Here is a 16104-nt window from a genome sequence, read left to right as displayed (position 1 = left end):
TATGTTCCCGTCCCTGACGCCTTGTGTCTTCATTCAGAATTGTGGTGTTGAAATATCAGCCTGCCACTAAACTGGCTCTTGGGTATATTTCCGCAACTCGGCGCGCGCAACCTGTCTTGCGTGCACGGCGTCAGGCCCATCGGCCAAGCGCAATGTTCGAAGATGGGTCCATTGTTGGGCCAGTGGGGTGTCTTGCGAAATACCCATGGCCCCGAACATTTGGATCGCCTTATCAGTGACATCCAGGGCAATCCGCGGGGCTATCACCTTAATTTGGCTGATCCACGGCGCGGCAGCGCGGGGGTCACCTTGATCCATCATCCAAGCCGCTTTTAGGCACAAAAGGCGGGCCTGTTCTATTTGCATGCGCGCCTCTGCGATGTGATCATAGTTTGCACCAAGCTTGGCCAAATTCTTGCCAAATGCGGCCCGTTGCAAGGACCGGGTGCACATCAGCTCAAGGGCTTTTTCGGCTTGTCCAATGGCGCGCATGCAGTGATGAATACGCCCCGGTCCCAAACGCCCCTGCGCAATTTCAAAACCTCGGCCTTCGCCCACCAGCAGATTTTCAGCTGGCACACGGACGTCCGTAAACCGGATATGCATGTGCCCGTGGGGCGCATCGTCATGGCCGTAGACCTGCATAGGGCGCAGTTTTTCGATGCCCTTTGTCTGGCTGTCGACCACAATCATGGAATGGCGCTGGTGTTTTGGGGCTGTCTCAGATCCTGTGCGGACCATGATGATGTAAACGGCGCATCGGGGATCGCCAGCACCCGTGGCCCACCATTTTTCACCGTTGAGCACATAGTCATCACCGTCGCGCACACAGCTTAGGCTGATGTTTGTGGCATCAGACGAGGCCACATCCGGTTCTGTCATCAAATAGGCCGAACGAATTTTGCCATCCATCAATGGCGCCAGCCATTTGGTTTTCATAGCTTGCGTTCCGTAGCGCTCGAACACTTCCATGTTGCCGGTGTCGGGCGCATTGCAGTTAAAAACTTCCGGCCCCAGATGAGATTTGCCCATTTCTTCCGCCAGATAGGCGTAGTCCACTGTGCTGAGACCCAATCCTTTCTCGCTGTCGGTGAGCCAGAAATTCCAAAGGCCCCGGGATTTTGCCGTGGCTTTGAGACCCTCTAGGATCTCGGTTTGTCGCGGGGTGAAATCCCATCGCTCGCCCAGCTCAACCTCGGCCAGAAATTCACTGTCGAGCGGCCCAATTTCGTCGCGCACCATTTGGCGGACGGCCTCGAGGTAGGGCTGGACCTGTGGGCTAATGCCAAGTTGCATCTTTGCGCGCTCCTATTGCGGTGGTTTGCGCCAAAGTGACAGGGCTGCCCCCCAAGTCAATCCCGCAGGCGGGTTGTTTGGGTAGGCCATTGGGCCGGATATGCGCGGGTTTATTTGATTTGGACATAAGGATCGCTTGCGTCTGACGCCAAGCTGCCTAGTAATTAACCCATGACTGGGGGCGGTTTATTGGATATTGCGACGCTGAATGCGTTTTTGGCAGGCCATGCGCCTGACCTTGGGACTGTTGTGTCCTTGGACAAGTTTAACGCAGGTCAGTCGAACCCCACCTACAAAATGCAAACCAACAACGGTGTTTTCGTGCTTAGGATCAAACCCGAAGGCACCTTGTTGAAATCCGCGCATATGGTCGAACGTGAGTTTCGGGTTATGGCAGCGTTGCAATCCACGAATGTCCCGGTGCCTCGGGTGATATGCTTGGTTGAAGACGCGCAATCCCCGTTTGGGCGGGCCTTTTATATTATGGAATTTCTTGAAGGCCGGATTTTTTGGGACCCCGCGCTGCCAGAAGTGACACCGGTTGAGCGCGGGCAAATCTATGAACAGATGAATGCCGTTCTCGCCGCATTACATGATGTGGATGTGACCTCAGTAGATCTGTCGGACTTTGGCAAATCGGGCAATTATTTTTTGCGACAGGTGCAACGCTGGTCCAGCCAATACCAGGCTAGCATTGACGCAGCATCAGCAGATATGTCGGCCATTATGACTTGGCTACAGGATCATATGCCCGGCGAAACGGACGCCTTTGGATTGGTGCATGGGGATTACCGCCTGGACAATATGATCTTTCACCCAACCGAACCCAAGGTCATCGGGGTCCTGGATTGGGAGTTGTCGACCTTGGGCCATCCGCTGGCGGATCTGGCCTATCAATGTATGCAACTGCGCTTGCCACATCAGGCGGGCATGCGCGGTTTAGGGGGCTTGGATCGTTTGGGTCTGGGCGTGCCGAGCGAGGCGGACTACGTCAATCTGTACGCACAACACCGCAATGTGGATATTGGTTCTGAATGGGGTTTTGCACTTGTTTTCAGCTATTTTCGCTTGATTGCGATCTTGCAGGGCGTTGTGGCACGCGCACAGGCTGGTAATGGGTCCAACCCTGCCCAAGCCAAGACATTTGCCCAAGCGATCCCATTTCTAGAGGCCCAAGCCCGCCAAATAATGAAAGACGGTGTTGATGTCTGACTTGATCCTGAAACGCTATGAAAACGGTCTGGTTGTTCTCAGCCTGAATGCGCCGCCTTACAACATGCTAACCGTTGATTTGCGCGCCGAGTTGATCACATCGCTTGATTGCGCCGAAGCGGACCCGGATGTCAGTGCCATTGTCCTTTGGGCCGAGGGTCGGATGTTTTCGTCCGGCGGGGACATTGAGGAATACGCCAAAGGCATGCAAAGCCCCACGGTCCTTGATCTGTGCACACGGATCGAGGGATGCAGAAAACCGGTTGTAGCAGCGTTACATGGATCCGCCTTGGGTGCGGGGTTTGAAGTGGCCTTGGCAGCGCATGGTCGGATTGCGACTGCAGAATGTTTGTTGCGCTTGCCCGAGATCAAGCTGGGCTTGTTGCCTGTGGCAGGGGCCACGCAACGCCTGCCACGGCTGTGTGGATCTGAATTTGCCCTCAGAATGCTATTGCAAGGCAATGCAGTTCGGGCAGGGGATGCCCAGAAGCGTGGCATAATCGAACGCCTGTCCCAGTCCGATCTATGGGATGAGGCGCAGGAAATGGCGCTGGATCTGGCAAAGCAAGACCGCTTTGCGCAGACGCGTGACAAAGTTGCTGGGCAGGGCGATCCTGCGGGCTACCAGGCGGCCATTGAAGTGGCGCGAGGGCAGGCCAAAGGTCCATTGGTTAAATTGCGACACAGCATTTGCCAACTTGTGGAAGCCGCTCAAATCCTGCCCTTTGAAACGGGCATCGAGATGGAGGCAGCAGCCTTTGAGGCCGTGCGCACCAGTCGGACGTTTTTGGGCCTCAAACACATATTTTTTGCTGAAAAGCGCATTAACGCAGCCCTTCACAAGGGGGCCGATTTGAATAGTCTCGGGGTTTACGGTGGTGGTCCACAATCGATTATGATTGTGCGCGATGCTCTTTTGGCGAACATGTCGGTTTCCGTTGTGAATTTTGACAAAGACAGTTTAGGTCAGCTGGTCAGATCGGTGCATGACGCGGCAAGACTGCGCCTGTGGACCGAGGAAAAAGTGGCTCAGGCCATGACCCGGCTGAACCTTGCGGGCACCGCGCAGGCTTTGGCCGAGACTGATCTGATCATCGACGCCACACGGGCCAGCGGCAAGGATCTGGCCGAGCGATATAGCGTCTCCGAGGGGGAGCAGATCAAACCGCTTGTCGTTTTCAATGCCGCGCGGGATGCGGATCGTTTGGAGGCCCTAACAGGGCGCAAAGGATCGGTCGCCACGATGCTGACGGCCCCTTATGGCATTTTCGAGATCCTGCCCTGCAGCCGCCCCAATCCCAGCAGCGTTCAAACCCTTCAGCGGTTTTCGCATCGTTTGGGCCGTTTGGGGATCGTGGCGGAGGCCCCGCTGCGCAAGCCCATGATGCAGGCCCAAACCCGCGCAGCCCTTTGGGCGCTAAAGCACGGAGCCTCGCCTGCGCAAATTGACAAAGCCCTGAAAGATTTTGGCTATCGGACAGGCGTGTTCGAACGGCTGGATCAAGAGGGTCTGGACATGATTCAAGCGAATTTGAATCGCAAAACACCGGATCCGTTTTGGCTGGAATTGGTTGATGTGATGTGCGCCACCGGGCGCTTGGGTGCTAAGACCAAACTGGGATTCTACAGCTATGACGAAACATCGAGGCCCTCTGATACCGATGAGGCCTTGACGCAAACCTTAGCAGGTCTGCGCAAAAAACACCATTTTGAGGCCCAAACGATTTCACGCGGCGAGATTCAATTGCGCGATGTTGCCGCTTTGCTGAGCGCGGGCTGTGGCCTGTTGGAACTGGATGTTGCGCCCCACGCATCGGTTCTTGATGTGGTTGCTGTGGCCAGTATGGGGTTCCCGCGTTGGCGCGGTGGACCCATGCGTTCGGCCCAAGCCCATGGTCTGATCGCAATGCAAAAGGCGTTGCGTAAATTTGAAAACAATGATGCAGCAATTTGGCATCCAAATGCGGTTCTGGCCCAAGCCCTAAAAACCGCCGACGGGTTTGATAATCTGGACCTATAGCTTGGTGGGGTGGGCCCCTGCGCGGTGGCGCATCCGTCCAAACAGATCTACACCCATCTGCAACGCCATATGTATGACATCGATGGGAACCCAGTTTTCTGCAATTTTGTCGCCATCAAGGCGGTAAAAATCCATCACGCGCATATCGATACGGCGACCCGTGGGGGCCATCCCCAGCCATTCACCGGTATGGGTCGCACGGACCGAGGGCCATCCGCCAGTCACTGCGATATCACCATCGCCAATCCGGATGTAATGGCCTACGCCCGCGCGATCGGGAAAGGCCTGCAGAAACGGAATTTGGTGATGGGCGCGAAAGCCCGAGAGGCCACGCGTCGTCCCAATGCCCGTTGGCCCGTACCACAGGAAATCATCAGTCCAGTACTGGCTATGGGGCATACTATCCAGATTTTTGCCATCAAAACTGCCCAAAGCCGCATGCATTTCTAGAACGCGCGACATCGCGGTGTGGCCTTGTTCAGACTGTGTCGCCTCCAATTTGACACCGCGCCCATTGGCAGGGGGCTGCCATTGTCCTTCTGCGCCCAAAGACGGGGCGAGGGGACACACACCGGCCTGCCGCATCAGATCCAGAAAATCGAGCATGACAGTGGAGTGCATAATCTTGCCATCCTCAAGGTAGTGCGCCTCGCAAAACCTGAGATGGACGACACCTTTGGTTGCAGGAATGCCCAATAAATCCGCCACGAAAGTGCCCTGATAGCTGCCCATGCAGGCCATCATATGGGGCGTGCGCGGGGTGCTCACGCGTGCGTCCGGCAGGTTCTCCCCGGCCACCAACAAAGTCGTGCGCCGTTCAAGATCTGGCAAAGCTGCGCGCAGGGTCTGCCAAACCTCTGCAATCGCGGCAGTGCCCGCGCGTTCATTAAACGGATGCACACCGTGCCATGTGGCTTGCGGATGATAACATTGATCGGCAGCAGTGCCTTGGGCCAGGTTTTGCAAAATCTGCTCGGCCTGCTGTTTAAGAGTGGTGAAATCCATGGCAGCGTCCTTTTATCTTTGCACACCTATGCAAAATCACCTTGCCGCCTTTCGCAAACCCTGTCTAGTGTCGCAAATCGCAATCGCACATCAGGAGAATACCATGAAGGGATCCCGCCCCGAACAAGCTAGTCTCAGCCGTGATACGGATATGTCGAAAACCGATGCGACCCGCGCGGTGATCGAAGGCATGGTCGACGGCCTCAATGATCACCGCATTGCGGATATCGGTGAGTTTTTCAGCGAGAGCTTTCGCTGGATGGGCAACACCGGATGCGGGACCAAAGAGGGGCTGCGCGAATTTCAGGACAATTGGCAAAAGCCGTTCCAAGCAGCCTTTTCCGACAAGGTCTGTATCGATGAGGCGAGGCTTTATATGGGCGAATGGGCGGCGGCCTTTGGCCGTCAGGAAGCCACTCACTCAGGCCGGTTTATGGGCGTCGAGGCCACGGGCAAACGGATCAACATCCGCTATATGGATTTTTGGAAAGTGGTCGATGGCAAGATTGTCGACAACTATGTAATGGTCGATTTTCCGCATGTCTTGGCCCAATTGGGCGTCGATGTGTTTGGCGGCGAAGGCTGGGAGGCCTTTGATCGCGGCGAAAAAGAACCGCCTAGCCCAGCATAATCCCAATAACCACCATCATCAGGCCAATTACAGACAGAAAAAGGGCCGCTAAGTTAACCGGCACCACAGCCTGCACGGCCGCGCGCATCGCCTCGTCGTCCAAGTTGGCTTTCTTGGCGCGGCTGACTTTGAAGATACAGTAGATAATCCCGATCATTCCGATCAAAGAGATCAACGCACCAATCCATATAAGGGCCTGCATTTGGGGCCTCCTGCTAAAATTCAGTGCCTCGTCGCTAATCAAACAATTCAGGCCGCGCAACCCCTTGCGGGGCCGAAAGGGGCAGGCTAGGACAAAGGCCTGTTTATTCATTCATGAGGCCCGCCGATGTCCGATATGTCTACTGACACCCCGCTGCAGTCCGCTGCACAAGAAAGCTACCGTGTCACTGCCGACGAATTGCGCCAGTTTATCGAACGGCTGGAGCGTCTGGAGGCCGAAAAGAAAGACATCGCTGAGCAGCAAAAAGAAGTGATGGCCGAAGCCAAAGGGCGCGGATACGACACTAAAGTCATGCGCAAAGTGATTGCTCTGCGCAAGCGCGATCAAAACGACATCGCAGAAGAAGAAGCCGTTTTGGAAATGTATAAAGAAGCCTTGGGGATGTAATCCTTACGGCTTGAATACAACCACGATCAAAACCCCGATGGCCACTAGGACGCTGAGCTCGTTGAAGATGCGCAAGAACCGGTCGCCATGGGGGAAAATACCCCGTTTTGCCTTTAGAACCAATGTTCCAGTGTAGCCGTAGTGCACGGCCATCAACAAAACCAATCCTAGTTTGACAAAGACCCAGCCCGGGAACTGCCATTGCAGCGCCAGCCAAAGACCGCTGATGACAGCGATCACGCCCAGTCCCAAGGAAAAGCGATAGATCCGAACGGTCAGATCGCCCGTAGGCCCAAAGTCCTGTAATTTGTCATATTCACGGCGCCAGAATATCAAGGCACGCGGCGCTGCAAACACACCCGTCATCCAGCCCATAACGCACAAAAGATGCAGTACTTTGATCCAATCCATGGGGGCCTGTCCTGTTAGGGTGATAGAAACGTCACGCCGGGGATCCGGCTGATTTCGTAGACGTCATCATCATAGTTTTGGGTGAGTTGTTCGACGTAGTCGTCTGTCCAACCGGGCACGTCCAGCTCTTCTTCAATGGCATCGTCCAAGGCGAACTTGTCTAAAAACGCCGCGATGATGCGTCGCTTTTGCACTTCGGTTTGGGGAGGGTGGCTGCCAAGGTAGCTGCGCAGGCGCTTCATCCCTTCGCCCGACATGATCTCAGCCAACAGATCAAAGCCACCTGACAACTTGGCTTCGTCCTGTAAGCCACTGATTTCGCGGATAAGCTGGCTCCAAATCAGGGGCGTGTCCTCGTTGCACCAAACGGTTAGCGCTGCATCGGGCAGAACCGCGCGAATACGGTGCAAAAGAGTGGACCAGCGCAGCGTCATCGGATCAACACCATGCAAAAAGGTCGCGAAATCTGTTTCGTCCACAGTATTGAACAGGGCAGGGATATAGGTAGCAGGATCGCGCAACCCCACAAAAAGTTCGATCTCGTCCAGTGGAAACAGGTTGCGCAATCCGATCAGCTTTTCCTCGGCAGGACCATAGACAGCGGCGTTCTCGAACACACGGTTTTGCACACAAATAAAGTTCTCAAATGCCATAACCAATCGGTCTGGGCGGTCTGTGTCGCAAATCGCGTCCAGCATGACATCGCGCGCGCCGGGGTTGGGCAATTGCCCGTCCAACCCTTGGATCGTCTCGCGCAAAACGCGGCGGTACCTGCTAGGACCGGGGGCTGCGATATTTTGTGCCTGCAACGCATCTCCGTTTTTCAGGATACACTTTAGCAGGCGATCCTTGTCGGTATTGTGCAATCCAAGATGTAGAGCAATTTGCATCGGCTGACTGACTGATCTCACAGTGTTTTTTGGGCACTATAGGCGGTTTTGGAAAAGGTTAAACCGGTTTCGAATTGATGTGCAATTGAACCTGCTAAGGAGCCGTGAACACCGCCGGTATAGATGGTTGGTATTTTCGCAAAATAATGCGAAAATTTTGGTCCAAAGGGCTTGCAAGGATGCAAAAGAGCAAGTACTCAGCCCGCCAGTGCCCCTATAGCTCAGCTGGTAGAGCAACTGATTTGTAATCAGTAGGTCCGCGGTTCGAGTCCGTGTGGGGGCACCATTCTTTCAATGACTTAGCAGCAATATCCCCCTTTAGCCTGTCGTGGTGATGTTTCTTGGGGAGCGAAGCGAACGGTAGCGGGTGCAGATCCGGGTTTTAGCGCTGGGCCAGGTCGCCTCATAATCACAGGAAATTCTACGTAGAATCACCAATATCGCAAAACTCGCAACCCTACGCTCGCCATGTTGGCTTTGGCAGTCTCGCGGCCGCGCATAGATTGCAGGGAAGGGGCTTGCCAGATCCTCTGGCGAGGTAGCGCGTTATCGGCCACGCTCGGGTCAGGCAATTTACAACATGACAACCCTGGTGGCCGGGTGCAAAGCGATGCCCATCGCCCAGCGAAGAACTAAAGCGGGCCTTTGTGGTGTTTGCCAACCTCTCGCGTTGTTTCGGTGGTCGAATTCTTGAATTCCGGCCTGGAGGGTGGGATCGCTCGTGCGGTGGTTGATATGGGGGCCGCCCACGTAAGGCAAAGACTATCCCTTTCAATCCTAGGCGATGAGAAGAGGGGGCTGTGAAGGTTGGTATCTACATCCGCTAGTCCTGTTACCACGCAACTTCTTTATATCAATGATTAAGGCGCAGTCTGAGGAATGGGTAAATCAAATCCCGGCTTTTCCCGCACAACGTCAAGAAAATCCGACCCTGCGTCAGAAATCATACGAGACACTAGACGATCCCGTTGCTCTATCGTCATACCATATCCCCCGAGAAACAGCTGTGAGTTTGGGTCAAACATCCAGCTTTCGGGAATATCATTTTCGGCCAGACGAAGCAGGTTTTGGGCGACCTTGGCGGCCGTCCAATTCTTTTTCACAAATTCCTGCGCGGATTTCCCTATCTTTATGCGTTCGTCGGGGTGTGTGATGGCCCATTCAATTTTTGACTTCAACTCTTCTGGGCGCCCGAGGATCGAAGGCGGCCAGATATCCGGGTCGGTAACATCCCTTAGACGTGTTAAATCGTTTCCGCAGATAATTGAGGGGCATCCATAACTCGCAGCCTCAGCCGCAAAATGCGCCATGGGCGTGTCGGAAAACACCTGATCAATAACAAGATCTGATTGAGCGAGTTCGTGACAGACCTGAGTATGTGGCACACCTGTCAGGAGTTTGAAGTCGATCTTGTGCCCTGCGGCTACCAATTCATCGATGCAACCTTGAATCAGTGCAGAGCCTTTCGTCTCTGGATTTGACGGCGCATGTAGAATTCTAATCCTGTCCGTTTTTGACGCTGTCTTTGTGTCGATCAGTTTCGCCGCCGGCAGAGGGACGCCAATGGCAAGATAATGCGCCGAAGATCTTGTCTGAAATGGTGCCATTGGTGGATGGCTAACGATTGCATCTGCGTATTCCTCGATGACCCTCAGCCATTGGATTTGCTTTTTGGCACGCGCCAGCAAATCGTCTGTGGAATAGTCGATGAACTTGCCGTTTAACCACCTTGGCCGCACTTCGCTGCCATGAAAAACACAGATAATTTTTTTTCCTGCGCGTTTGATACGCTTCAGGTCGGTCAATCTTGGTCCTCCGACCATCATTCCATCGAGTGATGTCATGAACCCAAAAATGAACAGGTCATGACGCCTGATAATCTGCTTGGTGATCCATCGTTCAAGTCTTGGAATTCGGGAGACTAGGATGTGTTTTTTTTGGTCGGTTTTGGACGCTTCCCGGTATTTCCGACCAATTTTACGAAGAACCTGCTCAGCAACCGAGCTCTTTTCATATTTGAAACTGTGCTCTTGGCTTAAGAACTTGGTAACCGGCACGCCGATTTCACGAAATCCTTGCGCAAGACCAGAGTAGTACCCGGCAATTTCTTCTGTTCCGATGAAGACGCGTGGGGGAAGGGTATTCATGTCAGGCGGTACCTATCTATCTGGGGTACCTCGACCGCAGAGAAGCGTTGATCAACGCATAAATGTCCGAAGTCTTCTAGTGTTTCCAGATCAAAGAGGTGTCGGGTTGAAATGCCTGTCAATTTGTCTCTCAAGCCACGCCTCGTTGATTTCTGCTTGAATGGTCGCAGGTGCGCCACCGACTACTGTATTGTCCGGGACATCTTTGGTCACCACGGACATCGGCAAGATAACGCAACGTGTCCCGATCGTCACACCGGGATTGATCACTGAAGGCCCGCCAACGAAAGTATTGGCACCGATACTGGTCTTTGCACGTCTTATCCAAGGATTGCCGGACGTATTGTCGCCCATCAGGTTGGACATGACACTGGAATGCGACCAAATATATACCCCGGTGGCAACGGTAGTATGGGGCCCAATACTAAGGCCGCCGGAGGCGTCAACGATTGCGTTTTCCCCAATCCAGACACATTCCCCACACGAAAGTAATTCTGGACTAATAATCTTGGCAGACTCTCGGACGCGGCAACCGTCGGGCAGGCCGAGGCTGGCAGCACGCTCATCGTCTGTCATCGCAAGACCCAGTAGGTCCATCAGGATTTTAGGCCGCAGGCGACGTGTCCGTTCGGTGTCGGCGAAACGCAGGTCGTCCCCATTCCACAGGGACTGCAAATGAGTCAAAATACCCTTCTTGATGTCCTCGTTTTGTGACTTGGTCACCTCTATGGCTCCTTACCGGTCGTCTTTAAGTCAGCCGAGTTTTCGTTGGGTCTGAACAGCATTGATAATCCGGCCACATAAATCTTCGGCATCCAACCCCCGATAACAGGGCAGCGTGAGAGTTGTTCGAAAAAGCAAGTCTGATACGGGTTGTACGCTGTCATAGCGGTCGCGGTAATAGGTTGTTGCACTTATTGCATAGGTGCCGATGGTCGTTTCGACATCTTCTTCGCGCAGCTGTCCGATCAGCTGGTCACGGTCGATGTCGTCTGGAACTTTGAAAACGAGAGACTGGACATTGTGGACGACATTCGCCCCCCTTTTCTGAGCGATGAAACCGACCGGCTCCAAATGCTTGATACAAGTGGCTCGGAGCTCATTGCGCTCTTCAATGACCTCATCGAGGTTACGCAACTGCACGCGTCCCATGATCGCTTGAGGTTCTGACATTCGGAAATTGTATCCATAGTCGACAAAGTCCAAGGCATAGCCGCGCATACCTTGACCACCATGGCTAAGCTTACGATCAAACCAATCGGACTTGGTCGCGTCCAAAATGCTGATCGCTCCACCTTCTCCTGTGGTCAATAGTTTGCGTGGATGAAAGCTGAAACAGGTCATATCAGCGATGGACCCGCAGCGGTGCCCACCTTCTGAACTGCCAAGGGCGCAAGCGGCATCTTCGATAAGAGGCAGCCCCTTCTCGCGGCAGATTTCGGCAATGCGGGTCAGCCCTGTTGGGTTCCCCAATGCATCGACAAAAATCACCGCGCGGGTCTTGGCAGTGATTGCAGCGTCAAGAGTCTCCGCCGACATATTGAAAGTGTCCGGCGAGACATCTGCAAAGACGGGGCGGGCGCCCAGGTCTTCGACGACATTGGCCGTGGCCGGGAAAGAAAAATCGGAGACAACAACCTCGTCGCCCGCTCCGATCCCGAGATTTTTCAGACACAACCAAAGGGCGGTCGTTGCTGAAGTGGCCAGAAATACAGAGGGAGCGCCGGTGTAGGTCAAAAGCTCATTGCGAAAACCTTCGACATTCTGGCCCCGAGTGAACATCCCACTGTCAAACATATTTCGAAAATCCTGTTCGACATCTTCGAAGGTTACATAGGGTTTAATCAACCGGATCACGTCGATTGACCTTCAATACGGTCACGATACCAGTCGAGTGTCGACGCCAGGCCGACGTCAAATGAGGTCAGTTGATAATCTATCATGCTCTTCACCTTCTCATTGCTAGCGTTGTGACAAAGCACATCGGCCCCACGCTCAGGTTTTCGAAGAATTTCACCGGAAAACCCGAAATGCTGACAAATCCGCGAAATGAGCTCGTTGATAGTGATCTGATTGTCGGTTGAAATGTTGACGGCCTCACCAGCGGGCAACGCATTATACAACTTGATGGCGGCATCAACAGTGTCGTGCACGTGGATAAAGTCCCGACTTTGTTCACCTGAACCGTGTATTTCTGGTTGCCCGCCTGTCAATAGTCGGACGGCAGTAATCGGTATAACACCCGCCAGTATACCCTTGTGGTTCTGGCGTGGACCGTAGTTGTTAAATGGACGTACAATGAACGCATCTAGACCGAACATTCGGACATAGCTTTCCAACGCCAAGTCTGCTGCGGCTTTGCCTGCGGCATAGGTTGTCGTCGGGTTTTTGGGGTGCGCCTCGTCCATGGGTTCATAGACCGCGGTTCCATAAACCTCAGAGGTGGAAAAATGGCACAAAGTCTTGAATTGACCGCGACGCTGATGCTCGAGAAGGTTGAGGATGACCTTTACATTGGTGTCAAACGCATTCGCTGGATTAACAAAGGAATAGTTGAGCGCTTTGGTGGCGCAGTTGAACACGATGTCGATGTCGTGGGTGTCGAAAATTGCGTTGAGACTGGTCGGAAACTCAGCATCGTCTCTATAGAAGGACAGCTTTCCGGTCGCATCTGCAAGCGCAAGATTCTCTTCAGACCCGACGAAAAGATTGTCGATCACCACAACGCGTGCAGCACCCAAAGCAATAAGTCTGTCGGTCAGGTGACTGCCAACGAAGCCTGCGCCGCCAGTCACAAGGATTGTCCTTCCAGAGATATCTGCGCGCATCAGTTTGTCTCCACTGCCGTGCGGATCTGATGGCAGACTTCCATCGCGGCGACACCTGCATCTACCCCTGGACGTCCAACTTTGCCGCGATGTGTACAACTGTCCCAGAACGCTTGCAGCTCAGACAGCAGGGCTTCCTGGGGGTAAACGGCTACGGTCTCCTGAACAGATGAAATCGCGTAAGGCTCGTTATCATTCATGGTTGTGTGTGATTGTCGGTTAATCTCGATTTCTTTGCTGAGCAAATTGCAATCGACATACATGTTTGTGCAGGTGCCAGAAATATGCCGGATCTTTTTATCAGTGATACGGCTCGCCAGAATTCGAGAAAATCTGCCATTATCGTGGGTAATCAACGCCGAAGCAAAATCGGTCATTCCACTGCCCGAGAATCCGTGGGCAGCGACCGAGAGCGCCGGGCCATTTATATAAAGGGCCAAATCAATGTCATGGATCATGAGGTCCGTGATGACGTCAACGTCGGTAATGCGAGCGCTGACCTTATTGGTTCGCGTGAAGTCGAGACTGATAACCTGCTCGGCGCGAGCCAGTACCGCAGTGAGCGACTGCACGGCGGGATTGAAGCGTTCGATAAAGCCGACCTGAATATTCAGATTATTTTCGCGCGCAAAACTCTGGATGTCGCATGCCTCCTCAAGGGTGGCGGCCAACGGTTTTTCGACAAAGATGTTTTTCACATGAGCCGCACATAAGCGAATATAGTCCGCGTGGGTCACGGTCGGGGTGGCAATAACAACTGCATCGACGTCCGCCAGATAGGGTGCTGGATCGACAACGCCGGGGATACCTAGTGATTTGCCCGTTTTCTCGGCGACGGTGGCATCATCATCGCACACAAATACCAAATCAAAGCCCCCGAGCAAGGACAGGACACGCAGATGATTGCGTCCCATGTTTCCAAGCCCCAACAGCCCTACTTTGATCACATCAGAGGTCACTCTCGGGTTCTCCATTCAGACGGTTGCCATTTTCATCAATCCGACCAATTGGCCGAGCCGGGTTGCCTGCGACCAAAGTGTAGGGCGCTACATCCTTGGTCACGACGCTTCCCGCTGCGATCATGCAATAGTCACCCAAACTAACGCCACAGACAATTGTCGCATTTGCGCCGATGCTTGCACAGTTCCCTATTTTTGTCGGGGTAATCTTCCAGTCATCATTGAACGCTCTGGGGACTTTGTCGTTGGTAAAAGTTGCATTGGGACCAACAAAAACATCGTCGCCTATGGTCACCCCGTTATAGACCGAAACACCGTTTTGAATTTTGCACCGATCTCCGATTTTGACGGCGTGATCTACATAGACGTCTTTGGACAAGATACACTCTGACCCGATGCTCGCATTCTCACGGATCTGCACATTGATCCAAATTTTTGTACCCGCTCCAATATTTGCAGCATCAGATACTTCAGCGGTGGGATGAATAAAGATTTCGGACGACATTCAGATATCTAAAGCCTCTTTTACAACGTCTAGGACACGGTCAAGCTCTGCGCGCGTGATATAGGGAAAAAGCGGGAGATTCAGCACCGACGTGCACAAATCCTGACCCATCCGCCCACCGACGTGTTCTTTCAGGTACTGGGCTGCCGCCGGCTGCTCGGACATAACTGATGGGTAAATATTCCCAAATCCGATACCTGCGCCCTTTAGTGCGGCTTCAAGGCGGTTTTTCACAGAAGGGTCTCTTACCAGACAAACATTGCAATATCCGTTTTGCGAATATGATTTGGGGGCGGACATGACTTCCAGACCGCACCCGGGATCAAGTTTGGACAGCGCGTTTTCGTAAACGCCTGCTGCCGCACGGCGAGATGAAATACGAGCATCAATGTGATCCAACGCGTGATTCAGATAAGCCGCTTGCAACGCGTCCATGCGCGAGTTCCATCCTACCAATCCATGCCCATAATGCGCAGTGCGACCGTGGTTGGTCAGTTGTCGAGTGCGCTCAGCCAGCTGTGGGTCATTGGTAAAGACAGCACCGCCATCCCCGGCGGCACCTAGCACCTTGGCGGGATAGAAGGATGTGGTCGCAATAGATGCGCCAGCGTAAATTGAGGCATCTTCGAATTCCGCGCCAAAACACTGTGCACCGTCTTCAACCAAAGACACATCGTTTTGGTCGCATAAGTCCCGAAGTTCCCGCAAACGTGCGCTGCCCCATCCATAAAGATGGGCTAGGATGGCGGCCTTCGGGCGACTGGATTTTATGGCCTGTTCAAATGCATCGAAGGAAACACCACCATCGGAGATGTCGCAATCAACGGTTACAGGTGTCCCCCCGACATTCACAACGGCCTCAAAAGTCGCCCAAAACGTTACATTTGGCACGAGGACGATATCGCCGCGCTCAACGCCAATAGCCCGAAGAGCAAGTTGGATTGCATCCGTTCCATTCGCGCAACTGACTGTGTGCTCAACTCCGACCTGCTCGCTTAGGCGTTTCTCTAGACGCGCAACTTCGCTGCCGCCGACAAACTGTGCGTTCTGCGTCAGGCTGCTAAAACTGCCAAGAACGGCGTCCTCAAAACCTGGTTCGAAACGCTTCAAGTCAATGAAAGGTACAGATAAAGGCATCGCTACTTATCCCTTTGAACAGTTGAAAACTGCCAGCCACAGTCTGGACGGTTTTAAACAGTCTGACTTTTGGGAAAGTAGCTGATTGGTGAAAGTGCTGCAACGACATACGTCTCAATTTGACTGAGGTGCTTCGTCTCAGTGCGCGTAGCGCGAGACAAATCAAACCCGGGCTCGATTTACCCGTTGCGCCCGCTTTCAAAAGTCTTCCTCTCTGCATCGCCTTGGTCGCCACAACCATATCTCAGTCGTGCGTCCAGCACTCCATCTGCGATAGGATGGTTTGGGTCAATGTCTTGGCCCCCCGCCTTGTTTGGGGCCCTTTTGTCATAAAAAAAATCTTCGAGGCAAGACTGTGTCAGCGTGGTGTTCTTGTATCAATCCCTCGTGCGATGCCCAATGGTATCAGTCCAAAATGTTCTGTGGGCTGATCTCGGACGTGCTGGATATCCT

Annotated in this window: 16 protein-coding genes and 1 tRNA gene; 5 read left to right on the top strand and 12 right to left on the bottom strand. The window is 53.5% G+C overall.

Annotation, left to right across the window (positions count from 1 at the left end; translation table 11 throughout):
• Positions 1-66: 66 nt before the first annotated feature.
• Positions 67-1296, bottom strand: coding sequence for an acyl-CoA dehydrogenase family protein (locus ACIRQ6_RS11160; protein WP_420860664.1), 1230 nt, complete (start codon positions 1294-1296; stop codon positions 67-69).
• A gap of 171 nt (positions 1297-1467) precedes the next feature.
• On the opposite strand from ACIRQ6_RS11160, the gene ACIRQ6_RS11155 reads away from it, so the two are divergent.
• Both ACIRQ6_RS11155 and ACIRQ6_RS11150 read left to right on the top strand, forming a co-directional pair.
• On the top strand, positions 1468-2508 hold the full coding sequence (locus ACIRQ6_RS11155) for a phosphotransferase family protein (RefSeq protein WP_420860663.1): 1041 nt from the start codon (positions 1468-1470) through the stop codon (positions 2506-2508).
• Positions 2501-4528, top strand: coding sequence for an enoyl-CoA hydratase-related protein (locus ACIRQ6_RS11150; RefSeq protein ID WP_420860662.1), 2028 nt, complete (start codon positions 2501-2503; stop codon positions 4526-4528). The genes ACIRQ6_RS11155 and ACIRQ6_RS11150 overlap by 8 nt, the downstream gene beginning before the upstream one ends.
• On the opposite strand, the gene ACIRQ6_RS11145 is transcribed toward ACIRQ6_RS11150, so the two are convergent.
• Complete coding sequence (locus tag ACIRQ6_RS11145; protein ID WP_420860661.1) at positions 4523-5533, bottom strand: ester cyclase; 1011 nt, start codon at positions 5531-5533, stop codon at positions 4523-4525. The two genes, ACIRQ6_RS11150 and ACIRQ6_RS11145, sit on opposite strands and share 6 nt — an antisense overlap.
• 103 nt (positions 5534-5636) lie before the next feature.
• Between ACIRQ6_RS11145 and ACIRQ6_RS11140 the strand changes: the two genes are divergently transcribed.
• On the top strand, positions 5637-6164 hold the full coding sequence (locus ACIRQ6_RS11140; protein WP_420860660.1) for an ester cyclase: 528 nt from the start codon (positions 5637-5639) through the stop codon (positions 6162-6164).
• Here the strand turns inward: ACIRQ6_RS11140 and ACIRQ6_RS11135 are convergent.
• Positions 6151-6366, bottom strand: coding sequence for a hypothetical protein (locus ACIRQ6_RS11135; protein WP_420860659.1), 216 nt, complete (start codon positions 6364-6366; stop codon positions 6151-6153). The genes ACIRQ6_RS11140 and ACIRQ6_RS11135 overlap by 14 nt on opposite strands.
• Before the next feature lie 126 nt (positions 6367-6492).
• Between ACIRQ6_RS11135 and ACIRQ6_RS11130 the strand changes: the two genes are divergently transcribed.
• A complete protein-coding gene (locus tag ACIRQ6_RS11130; RefSeq protein ID WP_420860658.1) occupies positions 6493-6774 on the top strand; it encodes a DUF2312 domain-containing protein in 282 nt (93 codons plus the stop codon).
• 3 nt (positions 6775-6777) lie between these two features.
• Here ACIRQ6_RS11130 and ACIRQ6_RS11125 read toward each other — a convergent pair whose 3' ends face one another.
• Together ACIRQ6_RS11125 and ACIRQ6_RS11120 are read right to left on the bottom strand one after the other, a co-directional pair.
• On the bottom strand, positions 6778-7185 hold the full coding sequence (locus tag ACIRQ6_RS11125) for a CopD family protein (protein ID WP_420860657.1): 408 nt from the start codon (positions 7183-7185) through the stop codon (positions 6778-6780).
• 14 nt (positions 7186-7199) lie between these two features.
• A complete protein-coding gene (locus ACIRQ6_RS11120) occupies positions 7200-8096 on the bottom strand; it encodes a hypothetical protein (RefSeq protein WP_420860656.1) in 897 nt (298 codons plus the stop codon).
• Between the two features lie 189 nt (positions 8097-8285).
• On the opposite strand from ACIRQ6_RS11120, the gene ACIRQ6_RS11115 reads away from it, so the two are divergent.
• Positions 8286-8361 (top strand) — tRNA-Thr (locus tag ACIRQ6_RS11115).
• Positions 8362-8935: 574 nt separating this feature from the next.
• Here the strand turns inward: ACIRQ6_RS11115 and ACIRQ6_RS11110 are convergent.
• From ACIRQ6_RS11110 to ACIRQ6_RS11080, 7 genes are all read right to left on the bottom strand, one after another.
• Positions 8936-10222 carry a glycosyltransferase gene (locus tag ACIRQ6_RS11110; protein ID WP_420860655.1) on the bottom strand — a complete coding sequence of 429 codons (1287 nt, stop codon included), beginning with the start codon at positions 10220-10222 and terminating at the stop codon, positions 8936-8938.
• Between the two features lie 90 nt (positions 10223-10312).
• Entirely contained in the window at positions 10313-10576 is a 264-nt protein-coding gene (locus tag ACIRQ6_RS11105) for an acyltransferase (protein WP_420863898.1), read from the bottom strand.
• A 399-nt stretch (positions 10577-10975) separates the two neighbouring features.
• Positions 10976-12079, bottom strand: a complete 1104-nt coding sequence (locus ACIRQ6_RS11100) for a DegT/DnrJ/EryC1/StrS family aminotransferase (RefSeq protein ID WP_420860654.1) — start codon at positions 12077-12079, stop codon at positions 10976-10978.
• Positions 12076-13050 (bottom strand): NAD-dependent epimerase/dehydratase family protein, encoded by a 975-nt coding sequence (locus ACIRQ6_RS11095; protein ID WP_420860653.1) that lies wholly within the window; start codon positions 13048-13050, stop codon positions 12076-12078. Before ACIRQ6_RS11095 ends, ACIRQ6_RS11100 begins: the two co-directional genes overlap by 4 nt.
• Complete coding sequence (locus tag ACIRQ6_RS11090; RefSeq protein WP_420860652.1) at positions 13050-14009, bottom strand: Gfo/Idh/MocA family protein; 960 nt, start codon at positions 14007-14009, stop codon at positions 13050-13052. Before ACIRQ6_RS11090 ends, ACIRQ6_RS11095 begins: the two co-directional genes overlap by 1 nt.
• A complete protein-coding gene (locus tag ACIRQ6_RS11085) occupies positions 13999-14514 on the bottom strand; it encodes an acyltransferase (RefSeq protein ID WP_420860651.1) in 516 nt (171 codons plus the stop codon). Before ACIRQ6_RS11085 ends, ACIRQ6_RS11090 begins: the two co-directional genes overlap by 11 nt.
• Complete coding sequence (locus ACIRQ6_RS11080; protein ID WP_420860650.1) at positions 14515-15651, bottom strand: DegT/DnrJ/EryC1/StrS family aminotransferase; 1137 nt, start codon at positions 15649-15651, stop codon at positions 14515-14517. It abuts the gene before it with no gap.
• Between the last annotated feature and the right edge of the window lie 453 nt (positions 15652-16104).

This window comes from Algirhabdus cladophorae (assembly GCF_044772865.1).
In the GTDB taxonomy this organism is placed as follows: Bacteria; Pseudomonadota; Alphaproteobacteria; order Rhodobacterales; family Rhodobacteraceae; genus Algirhabdus; species Algirhabdus cladophorae.
This window is presented reverse-complemented; position numbering and strand designations above follow the sequence as displayed.